The sequence below is a fragment of the Phycisphaerales bacterium genome (assembly GCA_016699835.1).
Taxonomy (GTDB): domain Bacteria; phylum Planctomycetota; class Phycisphaerae; order Phycisphaerales; family UBA1924.
On the sequence record CP064987.1, the window covers coordinates 895,017 to 913,438 of the forward strand.

Consider the following 18,422-nt stretch of genomic DNA (forward strand, 5'->3'; position numbering starts at 1 on the left):
TATGGTGCAACCCGCGCCAGGGTTCGACCAGACGGCACCATCACGACCTGAAACCAGTCTCTCAACCCAGCGCCATCGTCATGAGGAACTCGGCGTTGGTCTTGACCTTCTTCATCTTGCCCTTGAGCAGTTCCATCGCCTCGACCACGTTCATGTCCGAGAGGACCTTGCGAAGGCGATAGACCAGTTCCAGTTCCTTGGGGTCCAGCAGCAGTTCCTCGCGCCGCGTCCCCGACGCCGAGACGTCGATCGCCGGCCAGATCCGCTTCTCGACGAGTTTGCGGTCCAGGTGCAACTCGGCGTTGCCCGTCCCCTTGAACTCCTCGAAGATCACCTCGTCCATCTTGGATCCGGTGTCCACGAGCGCCGTCCCGATGATCGTCAGGCTCCCGCCGCTCTCGATCGCGCGGGCCGCGCCGAAGAACTTCTTGGGGCGCTGCAGCGCGTTGCTATCGAGACCGCCCGTCATGATCTTGCCCGAGTGCGGCATCTCGGCGTTGTACGCGCGAGCGAGTCGCGTGATCGAGTCGAGCAGGATCACCACGTCCTCGCCGAACTCCACCATCCGCTTGGCCTTCTCGATCACCATCTCGGCGACCTGCACATGCCTCGACGACTGCTCGTCGAACGTCGACGCCACCACCTCGACCATCGGCCCGGAGCAGTTGCGCTTGAAGTCCGTCACTTCCTCGGGGCGCTCGTCCACCAGGAGCACGATGATGTGCGTCTCGGGATAGTTCCTCGTGATCGCCTTGGTGATCTTCTGCATCAGGACCGTCTTGCCCGTGCGCGGCGGGGCCACGATCAGCATGCGCTGACCCTTCCCGATCGGCGTCACCAGATCCACCACCCGGCACTCGATCTCGCTCGGGTCCGTCTCCAGCACGAACCGCTCCTCCGGGTGCAGAGGCGTCAACTCCTCGAAGTTCTTCATCTCGTGGACCTTCGCCGGCGAACGACCGTTCACCTGGTCCACACGCAGGAGCGCAAAGTACTTCTCGCTCTCCTTGGGAGGCCGCACCAGCCCCTTTACCACCATCCCGCGACGCAGCCCGAATCTCCGGACGAGCGACGGCGAGATATAGATGTCGTCCGCGCCGGGGAGATAACTCTGCTCCGCCGAGCGCAGGAATCCGAACCCGTCGGGCATGACCTCGAGCGAGCCCTCGCCGAACATCAATCCCTGGCGGGCCGCACGGGCCTTGAGGATCTTCAGCACCAGTTCCTGCCGGGGCAGGTCGTGATACTCCTCCAGCCCCTCGCGATCCGCGACCTTGTAGAGTTCCTTCTCCTCCATCTGCTGGAGGTCATTGATGCTGACGGCCTCGCCCAGCGCCTTGGAGTCCACGCTCTTGGCGATCCGGTCGAGTTCCGCCGCCTCGCGCTCGAGTTCCTCATCGCTGGGGAGCGAGGGATCGTGCGACCGGCTGGAGAACCCGCCGAAGCCCATGCCCCCGCCGCCGCCCTTGCGACGCTTCTTCTTCCGCCGGAAGCCGCGGTCATTGTGCCCAAAGCCGCCCTGCCCGCCGAACGACTGTCCCTGCGAATGGAATCCCTGATCACGCGGGCCGCCCTCGCGTCTGTCACCTTCACGCGAGCCACTGTCGCGTGAACTCTCGCGACCGCCGTTGCCCTCGCCTCGGATCTCACCTCGTCCGCCAGTGCCGCGGCCCTCGGACGATCCACCCTCCGAACGCCCTTCTGAACGAGTTTCCGAGCGTGAGTCACTCCGGCTCTCGCTCCGGGACTCCGAGCGTGGCTCGGACTTGGGCTCGGGCTTCGGCTCGGGCTTGGGTTCGGTCGTCCGATCCGCGGCCTTGGTCGCGCGGGCCGGTGGCTCAATCGCCTTCGCCGCTGCGGCCGCCGCCGACGTGCTGCGGACCGGGGTCCCCTGCCTCACACGCCCGCGGGTCGTGGATTTGTCGGCGTTCTTTTTCTCATCCGTGGTGGTCGACTTCGCCATGAAACTTCTCGCTTGCAGAACACTCGGCCTTGGCCGCCTCGCGGTCGCGCCAGAGCACGCCCGCAGAAAAAAACACAGAACTGAAGAGTGAACATCACCCGCGTGGGCACGGGCGATGGAATCGACGTGACGCCCGGCAATCCGTGTGACTGCAAGTCTTCACACTCGCGTCACGCGACAACCGGCAACAGCCCACAAGCCATGTCGGTCTCGCCTGCTCCAGGACTCGAAACCGTGAATCTCCCGAGATCGCTCCCAGCCGCCGAGTGACCTTGGCACAAGGCCAACACCACGGCAACGCCGGACATTCAACGAGAGTGCATTCGTGTCAAGAAGTTCGCTGTCTGAGCCTCGAGGCACGCCGGATCAGGCCGCCGCGACAACCCCGCGAACACACAAGTATACCCATCCAAAGCCCAAGGCAAGTCCAAAGGTCCCGCCCCGTTCCATACGCGTCAAACCCGCTCGCCCTTCGCCCCGGTCACGATCCGCCCGCGAGTCTTCTCCAGAATGGTCCGAGAGATCGACTCCAGACGGTCCATCCCGCCATCGTTCACGATCACTTCATCGGATCTTTGCCGCTTCTCATCGAGGGAAATCTGCGACTTCTCCCGCCGGTCCAGTTCTTCCTCGGTCCACCCCCGCGTCCTCCGGACCCGCTCCAGCCGGATCTCCCGCGGCGCGTCGACAAAGATCACCACGTCGCACTCCTTGTCCAGCCCCGCCTCAAAGAGCAGCGGCGCATCCACCACCACTCCGGGTCGCCCCTCCGCCGTCGCCCGCCGGACCATCTCATCCCGCCGCGCCCGCACGATCGGATGCGTCAGCCCCTCGAGCCGCCGCCGCGCCTCCGCATCCGCGAAGATCACATCCGCCAGCGCCCGCCGGCTCACCTTCCCCGACTCGGCATCAAAGACCTTCTCCCCCCACCACTCACGAAGTTGCGCGCGCACCTCGGGCAACTCCAACGCCGCCTTCGCCTCGGCATCCGAATCCGAGACCAGGCACCCCAGCGCCTCGAACGCGCGCGCTACCTTCGACTTCCCCGCCCCGATGCCCCCTGCCAACCCGATCACCACCGCCCGCATCGCTACGCGCGCGCCGTCCGACCGCTCGCGGATCTTCGCCACAAGTCCGTCAACGCCCACAACCGATCGCCACACCACGCCGACGCCATCAGACCCCGCCGACGTCACCCGGATCGTCCCCAGCCCGAGCACACGCTCCGCCAGGGACCGTGTCACCACGAGATGCTGAATCCGCGCGACATCCATCTCCACGCTATTCCGCCGGACCACGCCCCACGTCGCCCGCACGCGCTCTTCGCCCAGCGTGTATTCCCGCGACCACCAGTCGAGCACGGCCCAGACCACACGCAGCACCACGACCAGAATGCCATACGCCCCGATCACCCCCGCGCGAGCCGGGGCCGTCCGCCCGGCGATCGCCCACGCCCCCCACGCGACGATTCCCAGCAGCACGACCGATCGCCACGACGAGAGCGCGACAAACCACGCGCTCGGCCTGGTCCGAACATCTTGCCCCTCGTGTCGTGACGCGTCGAGCATCGTGACGTTCATCGTGGAGTTCATCGGCCGAGAGAGCCACCGACCATCGCACACGAATTACAATCCCAAGTCACAACGCCTCAGCCCTCAGCGTCGCGATACTCGGCAGATTCCGATAGAACCCGTCGTAATCCAACCCATACCCGACCACAAACTCGTCGGGAATATCAAACCCGACATAGTCCGCCTTCACGTCCACCCGCGCCTTGCCAGGCTTGCGAAGCAGCACGCACGTCCGCAGGCTCGCCGGCCGCTGCTCCTTGATCAGCCGCGTCACCACGTCCAGCGTCGCGCCGCTGTCGAGAATGTCGTCCACCACCAGCACGTGCTGCCCCTCGAGCGATTTCGGCAACTCGTGGCTGATCGAGACGCCCTTCGACTCCATGCTCTTTCCCGGATAACTCGACACGCCGATCAGTTCCAGACGCAGTTTCACGGGCAGCCTTCGGATCAGGTCGGCCACAAAGACCATCGACCCCGTCAGGATCGGGATCAGCGTCAGGCGCAACTCCTGCCCACCCTGCTCGGCCTTGGCCATCAGCGGGCGCAGGTCCGCCGTGATCCGCTGGCCGATCTCGTCCACGCGGTTGGCGATCCGAAGCTCGTCGATCAGGATCTTCTCGATCTCGGGGAACATGAGACGACAGGGTATCCGCCACTGCACACATGGCACGATCCCGGCGTCAACCCGCCACGCCCTACCCTGCGCCATGCTCAAAATCGATTACACCAACTGCCTCTCCAACGCCGTCGCCCAGCACGGCCTCGACGCCGCCACCTTCGACCCCAAAGGCCCCAACGCGGCCCGCATGGCCGAACTCACCCGATCCCTCACCAAGTCCCGTGGCACAGGCTGGGAACGCTGGCGCAACCTCTGGACTCGCCCCACCCGCGACGAGCACACGTCGGCGATCAAGAAAATCGTCGCCGAGCGTGCCGGGCGCTTCGAGAATCTCGTCGTCCTCGGGATCGGCGGCTCGGCCCTCGGCAACATAGCGCTTCAATCGGCCCTCAACCCCTCGACCCACAATCTTCTCCCCGCGGACAAGCGTCGAGGCCCGCGCCTCTTTGTCCTCGACAACGTCGATCCCGACGCCTTCCACAGCGCCCTCTCCTTCTGCGAGTCCTGCCCCGGCGGAATCAAGAGCACCCTCTTTAACGTCGTCTCCAAATCCGGCGAGACCGCCGAGACCGCCGCCCAGTTCATGATCATCCGCGACCGCCTCAAGGCCGTTCTCGGCAAGGACTACGCGAGCCACATCGTCGCCACCACCGATCCCGCCAAGGGCACGATGCGGAAGATCTGCAACGACGAGGGATTCGTCACGCTCCCCGTCCCCGATGGCGTCGGCGGACGCTTCAGCGCCCTCAGCCCCGTCGGCCTCTTCTCCGCCTCGATGTGCGGCATCGACATCGACGCGCTCCTGGACGGCGCCGCCGCGATGGACGATCGCTGCTCGCGCGAATCGCTCAATGAGAACCCCGCCGCCACGCTCGCGCTCCTCCTCGTCGAACTCGGGAAGCGTGGCAAGCCCAACCACGTCCTCATGCCCTACGCCAACGCCCTCTACCTCCTCGCCGACTGGTACCGCCAACTCTGGGCCGAGAGCCTGGGCAAGGAGAAGAACACCAGGGGCGAGACCGTCTTCACGGGCTTCACTCCCATCAAGGCCCTCGGCGCGACAGACCAGCACTCCCAGATCCAGTTGTATCGCGAGGGCCCCAACGACAAGGTCGTCGGCCTCATCGAGGTCGAGTCCTTCGCCGCAAAGGTGGACATGCCCAGGGGCCTGGGCGTCGAGGCCCTCGCCTATCTCGAAGGGAAGCCCATGAGCGCCCTCCTCAACGCCGAACTCAAGGCCACCGCCTACGCCCTCACCCACTCCAAACGCCCGAACTACACCATCCGATTCCCCAGGATCGACGAGCACCACGTCGGCGAGTTCATGGCCCTGTGGCAGATCGCCACCGCCTATGCCGGGCTGATGCTGGGCATCGACGCCTACGACCAGCCCGCCGTCGAACTCGGAAAACAGGCGACCTTTGCGCTCATGGGACGCACGGGATACGAACAACTCCGCGGGCAACTCGACTCAGCGACTGTCGCGCGGCACATCGTCTGACCTCGACTCTCGCACGAAGTGTCCCACACCAAAGTCTGTACAGTTGTACGAGCAATCACACAGCCTAACTTGACATGAATGACCGGGCACGAATCAAAGTTGTAAAGATGGGAAACTTGACTGTTCGCAGTTGTTTCGCATCGTGTCAGCAGGGCACGAAAACTCGTGAAACTCCCGCCCCGCGACTTGAAATCGTGGGACGTTTCCGTCACAATCGCGGTCTCGTGAGTTGGTGACAGGCTGGCACGCGCCGAAAGGATCTCGAATCGTACTGGCCCGCCCCATCCGTGTCTGGGGAGTTGTGCCATGTCTGGTCTCTTCGAAATCGTCAGCGGACTCATGCTCGTCGTCGGCGTGATGTCAATCTTCAATCGCGCGGGGCGCCCGTGCTCCGCCGTGGTCGGCGTCACGCTGATCCTCGCCTCGGTACTGTGTGTTGTCACACAAACGTGGTGGACGGTCGCGCTGGGGCTTGCGGTCGCCGTGGCCTGCCGCGTTGTCGGACCAAGCGCGGCCCGGGCTTAGCCGCAACAGCCGCGAGATCGAACCCAGACATCCGGAGTTTCGATCACGCCGCCTTCGAGTTCACGCGGCTGCGATCCAGACCCTTAAGCCACGCACGGACCTTCTGCTCGTCGCCCGCGGGAATCTCGCACTCGTTGGTCTTCGCGTTGATCTCGAACACGAACTGGGGCGAGGTGAACTCACCGAGCGTCATCGTCGCGAGCCCGTCGATCTCCACCTCGGTCCGTTCGACCATGGAGCCTTTCATCATGTTCTCGACGATGGTGTCGCGCCGATAGATCTTCGCGAACTCGAACTCCGGTGTGATGCCGTCCATTCCGCATTCCGACATCACACGCCCGATCCGTGCCGAGAGATGCGGATCGACGTGCGACTCGCGCCAGATTCGGTCAATGGACGCCTGCGAGACCGAGCCGAGCGCCACGAGCAACGGTCCAAGGCGACCGCCGCAACGTTGCTGGACGTGCACCGCGGCCACGAGATCCTCATCGCAGATGAGGCCGGCCGCCAGCAGTTTGTCGCCGATGCGCTCGTTTGTCGTGTTCATCACGCCGACTCCTGGTCTTCCAAACACCAAAGGCACGGAATCACTCCCCCGCGCCTGGGGCTACGTCGGACACTCGGGCACGCCACATCATCAGGAAATCGGAATTTCCCCGCACCGACTCAAGAATGCTGGTTTTTGCACTTAGAGACGCCCGACCGATAACCAGATTGTGCATTCGAGATCGGATTACTCCGTGCTCGGAATCGCCACACGCGGCACTCCCGCCACGCCCTCCGTCGACACCGCCCGCACGCCGAAGATGTGATCATCCAGGCACAGATCGACCATTGCAAAGTCATCACCATCGGCAGGGAAGACCCATCGCCACATCGCGTCGGTCGTCAGTCTGCAGACGACCTCGTGGCGAGCGCCCGACGCGATCGGCGTCCATCGCACGAGCGTCCCCGAGCCGGTCGGCGAGTGCCCGGCTCGCACACGATCGGGCGCGGGCGGCGCACTCGCGAGGTGGCAGAGCGCCGCGACGTTCAGCCGCGTCACGCCCGCGAGATACTCCGCGTCCACGAACTGGGGGAGGTCGCCGCGCTCGATCGAGCGATCCACGCGCGCGTGCTGGCGCGAGAAGTGCTCGTCGGGCTCGGTGAAGCGCACCGCCGGGATGCCCCTCGTGACAAACGGCGTGTGATCGCCGCCGCGACGGAACCGATCCGGGCGAAAGACCAGCATCGGCGCGACGTCGGTCATCTCCAATCGAGCGACGTCGACGATGAATCGCGCCAACTCGCGCGAGGGCGAGTCGCTCTCCAGCCCGTTCGATCGGAACATCGTCCGGGAGGCGTCATCGGCCGCCATCGGCACGCCCTCCGAGAAGACACGCACCACGTCGCGCCGTGCGGGATGGATCGAGCCGGCCGGACCCGATGGATCGCCGACGATGTCGCAGTTGAGCACGGCATGCACGTGCAACGACCGCGAAGCCGCCGCAGCCGACGCGCGAAAGGCCGCCCCCAGCAAGCCCTGCTCCTCGCCACCGGTGAGCACGATCACGACTGTGCCCGAAAGCGGGGCCGTGCAGAGCACTCGCGCCGCCTCGATCGCGAGCGCACACCCCGAGGCGTTGTCGTCGGCACCCGGCGCGTCGCTCGTCGAATCCAGCGGGTCGGCCGTCATGCTGTCGTAATGGGCCATCACATACGTCGCCCGGCGCGAAGCCTCAGGATCGACACCCGGGATGATCGCCAGCAGATTCACGATCCTGGCGCCCAGGGGCAACCGCGTTGAAGGCTCGGCGTCGAACTCCTCTTCGATCACGCTCAATCGCGATCCGGGCAACGCGGCAAAGGACTCGAGCGTTCGCTTGATCCAACGCCGCGCCGCCGCGTTCCCGCGCCCGGGATCGGTGTCGGGGGACAGCGTGTGCCGGGTCCCGAACGCCGCGAGCACGTCCACCGTCTCGCGCACGTGGTCGCGCGAGACGTGCGACAGGATGGACGCGAACCGGCGCGGAGAACTCGCGGCCTGCCCGCCGACTGAAGAACCCGGTTTCGCCTCAACGGTCGGGTGTGTTGGGTTCAAGCCCCGCTCGGCCGCGGCTGGCCGACGACCATCTCCCGAACCGGTTTCGCGCGTCGGCATGCCACATGGTACCCGGAAACAGATTTTGGTTGACAGGGAAAACATGTGACCATATGGTCACATGATTGTCCCCGCTCCTGGGGGTGTGTTTGAAAGTGAAAGTGAGGCCACAGATGCGAAACAAGTTCATCGTTTGTTCAGTGCTCCCATGCATGCTCATCGCCGGGGCCGGGGTCTCCGGCTCGAGCCTGGCGACGACGCGGGGCGCGAGCGGTCCCGAATCGAGCGGCGTCTTCCCGATTCCCAGCATCCTCGGGACGATCGCCGGTCGTGTCACATCCGAATCAACCGGCGGCGAGATCGTGGGCGCCGCGGTCACGCTCACTCGCGGCGATGTGATCGTCGCCCAGGGCACCAGCGGCAAGGACGGGCAGTTCGTCCTCGTCGGGATCGCGCCCGGGACGTACTCCATCTCGGCGAACGGGCATGAGAATCGAACCGTCAATCTCTCGCGATTCGACATCTACGTGGAACTGACGGCCAAGTAGACCCCACACCGCATCACGAGCGCGTGATGAGGGCGTGCCGATGGTTCGCCTCACGCGAGCCATCGGTCTTGAATGGTGTCAAAGCCCATTGGGGTTTCGTGGGAACAACGTTTGGAGTGTGATCATGACCGAGCGACTGGCTCCGACGTCTCACCTCTCGCTGGATGTGAAGTTGCAGGTCCCCGTCCGCGCCTCGCGGGCTCGCGCGTGGGAGATTCTCACAACACGGATGGGCGATTGGATGCGGTCCTATCCGGGACGCGAGCACATGGGCCTTGTTCTCGAGGCGAGGCCCGGCGGGATGCTGTGGAGGCCCTTTCCCGAGGGCGGCGGGTGCTGGTGGGCGACGGTGCGGTACCTCAAGCCTCTGCACCGGTTGGACCTGGTCGGGCCGTTCTTCATGGAAGGGCCGAGCGTGACGACCATCGTGTTCACGCTCGAGAGCGCCCCCGGGGACGAGTCGAACGGGCCATGCACCTTGTCGGTGCACCATCGGATCATGGGTGAGTCCCCACCCGAGTCCGAAATGGCCAATGAGGCCTGGCGGTGCTTCCTTGAGGAGTTCTACATTCCCCTCAGCGAGGGCTCGTCATGACACGAAACACACGAGGAGTCAGAAGGACCCATCCGCGTCGGCGAGATCCGGACGCTCGCAGCGCCGCGCCCGCGTCGAATCCACCGTCGCCGACGCCGCCTCCGATGCCCACGACGGAGTTCGACATCGACGCGGTCTGCCGAGCCCTCGCGGACCCGACGCGGCGGGCGCTCCTCGATCTGCTCCGCGACGGCCCGAAGACGACGGGCGATCTCTGCCTCGCGTTCCCCGCGGTGACCCGGTTCGCGGTGATGAAGCACCTTGGAATCCTGGAATCGGCACAACTCGTGCTCGCCACGCGCGAGGGATCGAAGCGTTGGAACTGGCTGAATGGTGCGCCGCTCGCGACGCTCATGCAGCGTTGGATGACGCCTCTGGCGATCTCGTGGTCGAGCGACATGCTCGCGTTCGCGCAGATCGCGGCCGAGAAGATCAAGCGGTAACCCCCGCCGCTCTACCGAATCCGCCGGCCCTTGCTCACCTGGTGGCGTTTGGGCGTGATGTGGAAGGTCGCGACGCATTTGCCGACGCGTTTTTCCTTGCCGGCGACGGCCTCGCCCACGGACTTGGGAAGGACCTTCTCGGCCGTCGGACGCACCTTCTTCGGGAGGATCGGCTGCTGGACGATCTCCATGTCGATGGTGAGGTTGAACTCCTTGCCCGAGGCGATGAGGGCGGCGGCGTCCTCGCGCGGCGTGATCTTGTAGACCGCTGGGCCATAGCACGGCCTGAGGAATCGATATTCGAGGTTCTTGCAGACGACGGTGTACTCGCCGCCACAGAGTTGGAAGACGTACATCCCCCCGGCGATCTCGCTGTTGCCCAAGAGCGAGGCGCCGGCCATCGCGTTGTACCAGTTGCGGTTAAAGCGGCGATAGGGGAGGACGGCGGAGTACGTGTTCTCGTCGAGGCGTTTGGGGAGGCGGATCCCCGAGCGGAAGGCATAGGGCAGCCAGATGAGCGAGGTGGCCTTCTGCCAGAAGGCGTTGCGCGTCGAGAGACGGCTGATGTAGTTATCCAGCCGATCCATGAGGGAAGGCTTGCCGGCCTTGGCGCGGACGAGCACGTGCCCGGATTCGGTCACGGTCGCCTCGGCGGGCACAAGTCCAGATTCAGATTGGGCGTGCTTTGGTTCCATCGGCGTCGGGCTCGCCTCGGGCGAGTCGGTCGTCGCGAGATTGGACGTGGCGTGCGGCGTCATGGCGTGGCGCGTCGAATCCGGCAATCGTAGTGGGCGACGGGGCGTGGGGTTCGGCCGAGCAACTGTGGATCTGAACGGTCATTGGCCCGGGCAGCGCCTGCCGACCCGCTCTGGTCGCCCGGCTCAGACGCCGTCCTCGATAAGGTCGTACCACCCCTTGTCGTTTCGGCGTACGCGTCGGCAGGGGTTCCCCGGCTCGTGGTCGAGGATGAGGAGCCAGTCACGCTCGGCCGCCGCTTCCAGGAGCCAGCCCCTCGAGACCATGCTGGTGTATGGCTCGACGTCGTAGCCGAGGCTGAAGGCCTGACCGACGTGCCATGCCGTGGGCATCACGTCGGGCGTGAAGACGACGGTGCGGCCTTTCTTGTCGGTGAACATCGTGGCCTGCTGGCCCCAGGTGTGCCCGGGCGTGAGGAAGACGCGGATGCCGGGATGGACCTCGGTTGTGCGGAGGTCGATGGGCAGCGTTGGTGATTCGTCGCGATCGGGCGTGATGCCGGTCGCGAAGGGGCGGGGCGAATCCACGAGCACCATCCGTTCGCGGAGCGGCTCGAGGTGATCGCGAAAATAGGTCCGCGTCATCACCGACCGGTTCGCGATCGCGTCGTCCCACTCGCGCGACTGGCAGACGACCCTTGCGTTGGGGAGCGTGACCTTGACGCCGTGGTCGCCCGCCGAGCCTGGGCCGGTCCAGTCGGGGGTCTCACCGGCGTGGGGCAGTCGCGTCAGGCCGCCGGCGTGATCGAAGTGCATGTGGGAGATGATGGCGAGGTCGATCGCGTTCTCGGAACAATCGATCTCGTGGAGGGCGTCGGAGACGCAGCGATTCTCGAGCGCGAAGATGTCTCTGCTCTTGGGGTCGAGTTTGTTTCCGGTCCCGGCCTCGAGGAGGATTCTCTTGCCGCCCCCTTCGAGGAGCAGGCAGTTGTGCTGGAGCGTGACACGCCCGCGGTCGTCGATGGGAACATTTCGAGACCACACGACCTTGGGGATCAGGCCGAACATCGATCCCGCGTCGAGGCGGAACTCGCCGGCGCGGAGGAGTTTCCAGGAATAGGTCACGGTCATAGATCGAGCCTAGGCCCCGGACCGCCCAGGCCCGCGAACGTGGGTGGGCGAGTCCGGGAAGTGGGAAATCGTGAAGCGGTACCTTGCCCGCCCCGCACGATCCCCCCCGGCTCACGGGCGAGAACCCGATACGGGCAACCGTGGGTTGAAATCGATCGCAGTGTTTGCCAGGCGTTGCCGATGGTTGTGGGCCGTCGGCCTTGGGACGCTCGACGGAGGGAGAGAGAGGAGCACACATGGGCGTTCGAGCCACCCGGCAGGTTTCGGAGAGTTTTCGAGCATTCGAGCCATGCGGCGAGGCGTTCATCGCCCGGGCGCTTTTGAGACTATCAGAAGACAGCCCCGCGGCACGGGCGGCTCTTCCCACGGGGAGCGAGGAGTTCCACGCGACGGCGTTCGCCCACCTGCGGCACATCGTCCGGAACATGTCGAAGTTCGGTTCGCTGGAGTCCGGGCTTACGAAACTCGGCAAGCGTGCCGACGCCGCGGGCATCACGCCGAACGACCTCCAGCACGCCCGGCACGCTCTGATCGCGACGATGTCGGAACTCCTGCGCGAGGAATGGGATGACGATCTGCACGCGGCATGGGAGCACACGCTCCAGGCGGCGTGCGGCGCGATGCTGCGGGGCATGACGCCCGTCCGGCATGCGGCCTGACATCGACTCCGCGAGATTGGAACGGTTTCCGGGCACACGCGGCACGCTGGATCGAATGGCGCGGAGAACGCGGCACGACTTCCTATAGTCACCGCCTCGTATTTTCGCACCCTCAACGCCGAGACCACGCGCCATGCTCATCCGCACGCACACCTGCGGGCACCTCCGCGATTCGCACGTCGGGCAGACCGTCCGCCTTTGCGGCTGGGTCAACTCCTATCGCGACCACGGCAAACTCATCTTCATCGACCTGCGCGATCGTTACGGGCTGACGCAACTGGTCTTCGACCCCGAGGACGGCGCCGATCAGGCGATGATGGGCCACGCCGACAAACTCCGCTCCGAGGACGTGATCGCGTGCGAGGGACTGGTTCGCATTCGCGTCGGGGGCGAGAACCCCAAACTCGCGACGGGCAAGGTCGAGATCGTCGTCAAGAAACTCGAGGTCCTGAGCAAGACGGACAACCCGCCGTTCCTGCCCGATGACCAGGCCGACCTTCCCAACGAGGAGTTGCGCCTGACGCATCGGTATCTCGACCTGCGTCGCCCGACGATGCAGAAGATCCTGGGCACGCGCCACACGTTGTACCAGATCACGCGGAAGTACTTCGACGAAAACGGCTTCCTCGAGATCGAGACGCCCATCCTCTATAAGAGCACGCCCGAGGGCGCGCGCGAGTTCCTGGTGCCGAATCGCCACTCGCCCGGGACGTGGTACGCCCTGCCACAAAGCCCGCAGTTGTTCAAGCAGATTCTGATGGTCAGCGGGTGCGATCGATACATGCAGATCTGCCGCTGCTTCCGGGATGAGGACCCTCGTGCGGATCGCCAGGCCGAGTTCACGCAGATCGATCTCGAGATGTCCTTTGTCCGTCGCGACCAGGTGATGGAGACGATGGAGGGCTTTGTCCGCCGCCTGTGGAAGGAGATGGTCGGGTATGACGTCCCGCCTCTGCGGCGCATGTCCTATCGCGAGGCGATGGAGACCTATGGCATCGACCGGCCGGACACGCGATACGACCTCCGCATCAAGGACATCAGCGAGTTCGCCGGGACCATCGACTTCGGGATCTTCAAGAGCGCCCTGGAGAAGGGCAAGGGTCTCCCCGCGTTCGCGAGCAAGAAGGGCGTCGTGAAGGCGCTGCGCGTGCCCGGCGGGGCCGAGAAACTCACGCGGAAGATCACCGACGGCTACACCGAGTTCGTCAAGGGCTTCGGCGCGGGCGGCGTCGCGGTGGTCAAGGTCATCGCGGACGGCGCGGGCGTGAAACTCGACACGGGGATCGCGAAGTTCCTCGAGCCGAAGAAGGCCGAGGTGCTCGCGCTGCTCGGCGCCCAGGCCGGCGACACGATCCTCTTTGTCGCCGATGTCTATTCGATCGCCACGAAAGCGTTGGGCGAACTGCGACAGAAGGTTGCTCGCGACATGGGCGTGGTGCCTAAACCGGGGGCCGAGGGCGGCCCGTGGAACTTCCTGTGGGTGGTGGACTTCCCCATGTTCGAGCGGAACAAGGACACGGGCAAGTGGGTCGCGATGCACCACCCGTTCACGAGTCCGAACGACGACCAGATGCAGATGTTCCTCGACGCGAATGTCGAGGACGAGAACGCGATCGAGTCGATAGTTTCGGCGGGGTACGACATCGTGCTGAACGGACAGGAGATCGCCGGCGGGAGCGTGCGTATCCACGATCAGGCCGTCCAGAGCAAGGTCTTCCAGTTGCTGGGGATGTCGCCCGAGCAGGCACGGGAGAAGTTCTCGTTCCTGCTCGAGGCGCTGCGCTTCGGCGCGCCGCCGCACGCGGGGATCGCCTTCGGCCTCGACCGCCTCGTCATGAACTTCATCGGGACCGACAACATCCGCGACGTGATCGCATTCCCCAAGACGCAGGTGGGCGCGGACCTGATGACCAAGACACCGAGCCGGGTGACCGACGCCCAGCTGAAGGACGTTCATGTCAGGAACGTCATGCCGCAATCATAAACAGAAACGCACGCGGCTATTGCTTGCGCGCATGCCTGCCGGAATCAACGCACGCGGATACACTGCCAGCCCCAAAGACACGGCGTCGTGTCGCCGAGGGTGAGGATGCCCACGGACACTCGACGCAAACGCACCCGGAGGTTCTCGACATGTTCGGCAAAGGCACGACGATCTTCTCATTCGCGGCGATCTCGCTGCTCGCGGGCACCACGCTCGCGGAGGCCCGCTTCTCCATGATGGACGACGCGCCCCCGGCGGATCCCACGTCGTGGACCGAGGGCTGGAAGGGCACCGTCGAGTTCGGGCTCAACGGGTCCGACGGCAACAGCGAATCCCTCAACTTCCGCGCGGGCACCAGCGCCAAACGCGAGACCTCGGACTACGACACGACTGCCGGCCTCGTCTACTCCCGGGCCTCGTCCGACGGCACCGTCACCACCAACAAGGCCGAACTCAACCTCCGCAACGACTGGAAGTTCAAGGATTCCCCGTGGCGTGTCTTCGCGCTGGGCAAGCTCGAGTACGACGACTTCCAGGCGTGGGAGTACCGCGCGTCGGCCTTCGGCGGTGTGGGCTATGAGGCGATCAAGAACGACACGACGTTCCTCCTCCTCCGCGCCGGTCTTGGCTTCTCCAAAGAGTTCAACAGCCCCGAGAACAAGATCACGCCCGAGGGCCTGCTCGGCGCCGACTTCTCGTACAAGTGCAGCGAGCGGTCCAAGTTCACCTCCAGCCTTGATGTCTACCCCAGCCTCGACGAGTTCGGCGACTACCGCTTCAACCTCAAGGCGGCGTACGAGATCGTCGTCGATCCCGAGACCAAGATGAGTTTCAAGATCGGGGCCGAGGATCGCTATGACTCCAACCCCGGCGCGGGCGCGAAGAAGAACGACATCGACTACTTCGCCCTCCTCGTCTGGTCGTACTGATTCCCGTCGGGTTCGGGCTTTTCCGGACCTGAACAGACGCCCAATCGGGCGTCACACCACACCGACCGAAACGGACGCTCCGACTGGGGCGTTCGTTTTCATTCGCCACCGCATCCACGAACCGCACGAGCGTCGATAGGCGTATTGTCTATGCGATTGACGACCCCCATGGATGGCCCCACCCCACACGAACCGACGAGCCACCACGACCACCTCGCCGACGAGGTGAAGTTCGGCGACACGTTCCGCCGTGACTACCCCGTGGGCTGGTGGGCGACGCTGATTGCGCCCTTTCTGTTGACGGGCGCGCTCCTCGCGTCGCTCGGGCTGACGCGTGGGTGGGACTTTGTCGCGAAACTCGTCGCCGCCGCCACGTCGAGTTTCTTCGTGCTGGGCCGATTCGTGATCCTTCTCGGTTCTGGCGAGGTCAACCCGGCCCTCGAAGGACACGCCGAGGACGTCGCGAAGTTCAAGTTCCTCTCCACGCCCGAACTCTTCACCATGGTGACGTGGATGGACCTGTGCACGGCGTGCATTCTTGTCTATCACGCGAGTTTCATCTACAAGATCCCCAAACTCGGGCCGCGCCTTCTGAGCCTGCGCGACGAGGGGCAGTTCTTCCTCCGCTACCAGCCGTGGATCCGCCGGTTCACGTTCATAGGTCTCTCGCTCTTTGTCGCGATTCCCATCGCTGCCACCGGCGCGATCGCGGGGTCCATCTTCGGTCGACTGCTCGGCATGACCCGCACCGCGACGATCCTCGCGATCTGCTGCGGCACACTCCTGGGCAACGGCGTGATGCTCGCGCTGCGAGGCGTCATCCACAAACTACCCTTCCTCGATCCAAACAACCCCTGGAATCTCGCCGTGGGCATCGCCGTGATCCTCGGGATCATCGCGCTCCTCAACTGGCGCTATCGCAAACTCAAGAAGGAACTCGGGCATCTGATGCCGCACAAGAACGAGCCCAAGCGCGACGCCGCGTGACACGTGATCGACGCCCGCGCTCACTCCACCGAGCCGGGGACGGGCCGCACGAGTTTCCCCTCGCTCGCGCCCACCACCGCCGCGACCATCGAGTCACCCGTGACGTTGACGACCGTCCGGCACATGTCCAACAATCGCTCCACGCCCAGGATCAGCGCGATCCCCTCGGCCGGGATCCCCAGCGACTGCAGGACGATGATCATCAGCACGATGCTGGAACCGGGAATCCCAGGCGAGCCGACCGAGATCAGCGTCGCGAAGATGATCACCTGGACCTGGTCAGCGAGCGTCAGCGGCACGCCATAGACCTCCGCGAGGAACATGATCGAGACGCCCTGGAAGACGGCCGTCCCATCCATGTTGATCGTCGCGCCGAGGGGGCAGACAAAGCCGGCGATGTCCTCCGAAACGCCCAGACGATCACGCGAGCACTCGATCGTGACGGGAAGCGTGGCGGCGGAACTCGAACTGGAGAACGCGAGGAGTTGGGCCGGTGCTATCGCCCGGAAGAACTCTCGGACACTCACGCCGTGCTTTCGCCCGACGAGCGTGCGCAGGATCAACGGGTACACGAGGTAGGTCATGACCGCAAGCCCGACGATCACGGTGATGAAATAGACTCCAAGCCCGTGGAAGACCTCCAGGCCGAACGACGCCGCGATCGGCGCGACGAGACAGAAGACGGCATAGGGCGCCATGTGCATCAGCAGACGCACGATGTGCATCATCGCGTCGCCAAGGGTGTCGAAGAAGCGCACGACGGGTGCGGACTTCTCCGCGGGCACGAAGGTCAGGCCGATGCCCACGAGCAGCGCCAGCACGACGACCTGGAGCATCTCGCCCTTGGCGAGAGCCTCGAAGGGATTGGTCGGGACAGCGTTGAGCACCTGCTGCCACGCCGAGAGCGATTCTCGAACACTCGCCGCGGACGAGACCTTTGACGCCGCGAGCGAGCCTTGCGCCGAAGCGATCTGCTCGCGCAACTCGGCGGAGACGAACGACCCCGGATCGACGAATCGTCCGAGCAACAGACCCAGCGTCGCCGCGACCACACTCGTCGAGAGAAAGAGCACGATTGTCTTCGCACCCATCCGCCCCAACTTCCGAACATCGCCCAGCCCCGCGACCCCCGCCACGAGCGAGAAGAGCACGATCGGGACTGCGATGAACCGAAGCCCGCGAAGGAAGAGATCGCCCACAAATCGCGAGGCGTTGACGGCGAATCGGCACGCCGCCGCCAGCACGCCCGCCTCCGCGTTCGCCTCGCTCGCCTTCCCGGCAAGGAACGCTGCGGCGTCGTTCACGCCCATCCCCGCCCACGTGCCGCTGGTCCACGTCGCGTTGATGGACAGCCCCACCAGCGCGCCCAGCAGCAGCCCAATGACGATCTTCCAGTGCAGCGCCAGTCCGCGTTTCTCGCTCATGGCGTACACCATATCCGATATTCGTGTTGCGCGCTCGCGTGGCTCACGGACTTGGGACGAGAATCACACCGCCGTTGTCCGCATCACGCTCGCCAGACACGCACGCCAGGACCACACGAGCGATGTCCTCGGGCCGCAGTGTCTTGGATCGAGGCAGGCTCTTCTCGTCCACGATCGAGCGCAGCATCTTGGTCTCCACGGCCCCGGGCGCGACCGCGAACGCCATGATCCCCGCTCGCCGTCCCTCGTTCGCGATCGCGCGTGTGAACGTGTTCATCGCCCCCTTGGACGCGGCGTACACCGCGAGCCCAGCGAACGGGTCCACCGTCGCCATGCTCGAAATGTTCACGATCCGCCCGCCGCCCTGGCTCTTGAGCGTTTCCCACAGGCGCGACACGAGCAGCATCGGACCGGCACAGTTCACGCGGAAGGCCTGCTCGATCGAGCCGAGTTCGATCCGGTCGATGGGCGCGGTCGGTGCTACCGCCGCGTTGTTGACGAGCGCGTCCACGCGACCGAATCGCTCGACGGCCGCGTCGATGAGGCGGAGGATGTCCGATTCGGTTGCCATGTCGGCCTCGACGTCCAGCCACTCGCCCTTGAGCGTCGCCCCCGTCTCGCGCAAGGAGGCCCGATGCCGCCCCGCGAGCACCACGTCAAACCCATGGGCCGACAGCATCTGCACGACGGCCCTTCCGATCCCCGATCCCGCGCCCGTGACGATCGCCGCTCGATTCATCCGATGCTCCTCCCGCGCCACGCCCACGA

The 18,422-nt window shown here is 65.1% G+C and carries 18 protein-coding genes; 9 read left to right on the plus strand and 9 right to left on the minus strand.

Going from position 1 to position 18,422, the window contains the following annotated elements:
- Nucleotides 1-61: 61 nt before the first annotated feature.
- The 3 genes from rho to hpt form a co-directional block, all read right to left on the minus strand.
- Nucleotides 62-1,450 carry a transcription termination factor Rho gene (gene rho, locus IPK69_03700; GenBank protein ID QQS10412.1) on the minus strand — a complete coding sequence of 463 codons (1,389 nt, stop codon included), beginning with the start codon at nt 1,448-1,450 and terminating at the stop codon, nt 62-64.
- Nucleotides 1,451-2,418: 968 nt separating this feature from the next.
- Nucleotides 2,419-3,555, minus strand: a complete 1,137-nt coding sequence (locus IPK69_03705; GenBank protein ID QQS09735.1) for a dephospho-CoA kinase — start codon at nt 3,553-3,555, stop codon at nt 2,419-2,421.
- A 46-nt stretch (nt 3,556-3,601) separates the two neighbouring features.
- Nucleotides 3,602-4,168 (minus strand): hypoxanthine phosphoribosyltransferase, encoded by a 567-nt coding sequence (gene hpt, locus IPK69_03710; protein ID QQS10413.1) that lies wholly within the window; start codon nt 4,166-4,168, stop codon nt 3,602-3,604.
- Between the two features lie 73 nt (nt 4,169-4,241).
- On the opposite strand from hpt, the gene IPK69_03715 reads away from it, so the two are divergent.
- On the plus strand, nt 4,242-5,654 hold the full coding sequence (locus IPK69_03715; protein ID QQS09736.1) for a glucose-6-phosphate isomerase: 1,413 nt from the start codon (nt 4,242-4,244) through the stop codon (nt 5,652-5,654).
- A 306-nt stretch (nt 5,655-5,960) separates the two neighbouring features.
- On the plus strand, nt 5,961-6,179 hold the full coding sequence (locus tag IPK69_03720; GenBank protein ID QQS09737.1) for a hypothetical protein: 219 nt from the start codon (nt 5,961-5,963) through the stop codon (nt 6,177-6,179).
- Nucleotides 6,180-6,222: 43 nt separating this feature from the next.
- Here IPK69_03720 and IPK69_03725 read toward each other — a convergent pair whose 3' ends face one another.
- Both IPK69_03725 and IPK69_03730 read right to left on the minus strand, forming a co-directional pair.
- Nucleotides 6,223-6,726, minus strand: coding sequence for a hypothetical protein (locus IPK69_03725; protein QQS09738.1), 504 nt, complete (start codon nt 6,724-6,726; stop codon nt 6,223-6,225).
- A 186-nt stretch (nt 6,727-6,912) separates the two neighbouring features.
- Nucleotides 6,913-8,319 carry a M20/M25/M40 family metallo-hydrolase gene (locus IPK69_03730; GenBank protein ID QQS09739.1) on the minus strand — a complete coding sequence of 469 codons (1,407 nt, stop codon included), beginning with the start codon at nt 8,317-8,319 and terminating at the stop codon, nt 6,913-6,915.
- Nucleotides 8,320-8,459: 140 nt separating this feature from the next.
- Between IPK69_03730 and IPK69_03735 the strand changes: the two genes are divergently transcribed.
- From IPK69_03735 to IPK69_03745, 3 genes are all read left to right on the plus strand, one after another.
- The gene (locus IPK69_03735) at nt 8,460-8,807 is read left to right on the plus strand and encodes a carboxypeptidase regulatory-like domain-containing protein (GenBank protein QQS09740.1); all 348 of its coding nucleotides are present in this window, start codon (nt 8,460-8,462) and stop codon (nt 8,805-8,807) included.
- Between the two features lie 124 nt (nt 8,808-8,931).
- The gene (locus IPK69_03740; protein QQS09741.1) at nt 8,932-9,402 is read left to right on the plus strand and encodes a hypothetical protein; all 471 of its coding nucleotides are present in this window, start codon (nt 8,932-8,934) and stop codon (nt 9,400-9,402) included.
- A 104-nt stretch (nt 9,403-9,506) separates the two neighbouring features.
- The gene (locus IPK69_03745; GenBank protein ID QQS09742.1) at nt 9,507-9,845 is read left to right on the plus strand and encodes a winged helix-turn-helix transcriptional regulator; all 339 of its coding nucleotides are present in this window, start codon (nt 9,507-9,509) and stop codon (nt 9,843-9,845) included.
- 11 nt (nt 9,846-9,856) lie between these two features.
- Here IPK69_03745 and IPK69_03750 read toward each other — a convergent pair whose 3' ends face one another.
- Together IPK69_03750 and IPK69_03755 are read right to left on the minus strand one after the other, a co-directional pair.
- Nucleotides 9,857-10,603 (minus strand): hypothetical protein, encoded by a 747-nt coding sequence (locus tag IPK69_03750; GenBank protein ID QQS09743.1) that lies wholly within the window; start codon nt 10,601-10,603, stop codon nt 9,857-9,859.
- 123 nt (nt 10,604-10,726) lie between these two features.
- Nucleotides 10,727-11,671: an MBL fold metallo-hydrolase gene (locus IPK69_03755; protein ID QQS09744.1), complete on the minus strand. Its 945-nt coding sequence runs from the start codon at nt 11,669-11,671 to the stop codon at nt 10,727-10,729.
- 236 nt (nt 11,672-11,907) lie between these two features.
- On the opposite strand from IPK69_03755, the gene IPK69_03760 reads away from it, so the two are divergent.
- The 4 genes from IPK69_03760 to IPK69_03775 all read left to right on the plus strand — a co-directional run bounded on the left by IPK69_03760 (nt 11,908) and on the right by IPK69_03775 (nt 16,230).
- Nucleotides 11,908-12,330 carry a hypothetical protein gene (locus IPK69_03760; GenBank protein QQS09745.1) on the plus strand — a complete coding sequence of 141 codons (423 nt, stop codon included), beginning with the start codon at nt 11,908-11,910 and terminating at the stop codon, nt 12,328-12,330.
- Nucleotides 12,331-12,463: 133 nt separating this feature from the next.
- Entirely contained in the window at nt 12,464-14,314 is a 1,851-nt protein-coding gene (aspS, locus tag IPK69_03765; protein ID QQS09746.1) for an aspartate--tRNA ligase, read from the plus strand.
- A 149-nt stretch (nt 14,315-14,463) separates the two neighbouring features.
- Complete coding sequence (locus IPK69_03770) at nt 14,464-15,243, plus strand: DUF481 domain-containing protein (GenBank protein ID QQS09747.1); 780 nt, start codon at nt 14,464-14,466, stop codon at nt 15,241-15,243.
- 150 nt (nt 15,244-15,393) lie between these two features.
- Nucleotides 15,394-16,230 (plus strand): small multi-drug export protein, encoded by an 837-nt coding sequence (locus IPK69_03775; GenBank protein ID QQS09748.1) that lies wholly within the window; start codon nt 15,394-15,396, stop codon nt 16,228-16,230.
- A gap of 20 nt (nt 16,231-16,250) precedes the next feature.
- On the opposite strand, the gene IPK69_03780 is transcribed toward IPK69_03775, so the two are convergent.
- Complete coding sequence (locus tag IPK69_03780) at nt 16,251-17,654, minus strand: dicarboxylate/amino acid:cation symporter (GenBank protein QQS09749.1); 1,404 nt, start codon at nt 17,652-17,654, stop codon at nt 16,251-16,253.
- Nucleotides 17,655-17,697: 43 nt separating this feature from the next.
- A complete protein-coding gene (locus IPK69_03785; GenBank protein QQS09750.1) occupies nt 17,698-18,393 on the minus strand; it encodes an SDR family oxidoreductase in 696 nt (231 codons plus the stop codon).
- Nucleotides 18,394-18,422: the final 29 nt, after the last annotated feature.

Coding starts and splice junctions, on each gene's coding strand:
- IPK69_03770 (QQS09747.1), top strand. CDS start 14,464: ATGTTCGGCAAAGGCACGACGATCTTCTCATTCGCGGCGATCTCGCTG.
- IPK69_03750 (QQS09743.1), bottom strand. CDS start 10,603: ATGACGCCGCACGCCACGTCCAATCTCGCGACGACCGACTCGCCCGAG.
- IPK69_03775 (QQS09748.1), top strand. CDS start 15,394: ATGCGATTGACGACCCCCATGGATGGCCCCACCCCACACGAACCGACG.
- IPK69_03740 (QQS09741.1), top strand. CDS start 8,932: ATGACCGAGCGACTGGCTCCGACGTCTCACCTCTCGCTGGATGTGAAG.
- IPK69_03760 (QQS09745.1), top strand. CDS start 11,908: ATGGGCGTTCGAGCCACCCGGCAGGTTTCGGAGAGTTTTCGAGCATTC.
- rho (QQS10412.1), bottom strand. CDS start 1,450: ATGGGCTTCGGCGGGTTCTCCAGCCGGTCGCACGATCCCTCGCTCCCC.
- IPK69_03785 (QQS09750.1), bottom strand. CDS start 18,393: ATGAATCGAGCGGCGATCGTCACGGGCGCGGGATCGGGGATCGGAAGG.
- IPK69_03715 (QQS09736.1), top strand. CDS start 4,242: ATGCTCAAAATCGATTACACCAACTGCCTCTCCAACGCCGTCGCCCAG.
- IPK69_03780 (QQS09749.1), bottom strand. CDS start 17,654: ATGAGCGAGAAACGCGGACTGGCGCTGCACTGGAAGATCGTCATTGGG.
- hpt (QQS10413.1), bottom strand. CDS start 4,168: ATGTTCCCCGAGATCGAGAAGATCCTGATCGACGAGCTTCGGATCGCC.
- IPK69_03720 (QQS09737.1), top strand. CDS start 5,961: ATGTCTGGTCTCTTCGAAATCGTCAGCGGACTCATGCTCGTCGTCGGC.
- IPK69_03755 (QQS09744.1), bottom strand. CDS start 11,671: ATGACCGTGACCTATTCCTGGAAACTCCTCCGCGCCGGCGAGTTCCGC.
- aspS (QQS09746.1), top strand. CDS start 12,464: ATGCTCATCCGCACGCACACCTGCGGGCACCTCCGCGATTCGCACGTC.
- IPK69_03725 (QQS09738.1), bottom strand. CDS start 6,726: ATGAACACGACAAACGAGCGCATCGGCGACAAACTGCTGGCGGCCGGC.
- IPK69_03745 (QQS09742.1), top strand. CDS start 9,507: ATGCCCACGACGGAGTTCGACATCGACGCGGTCTGCCGAGCCCTCGCG.
- IPK69_03705 (QQS09735.1), bottom strand. CDS start 3,555: ATGAACTCCACGATGAACGTCACGATGCTCGACGCGTCACGACACGAG.
- IPK69_03730 (QQS09739.1), bottom strand. CDS start 8,319: ATGCCGACGCGCGAAACCGGTTCGGGAGATGGTCGTCGGCCAGCCGCG.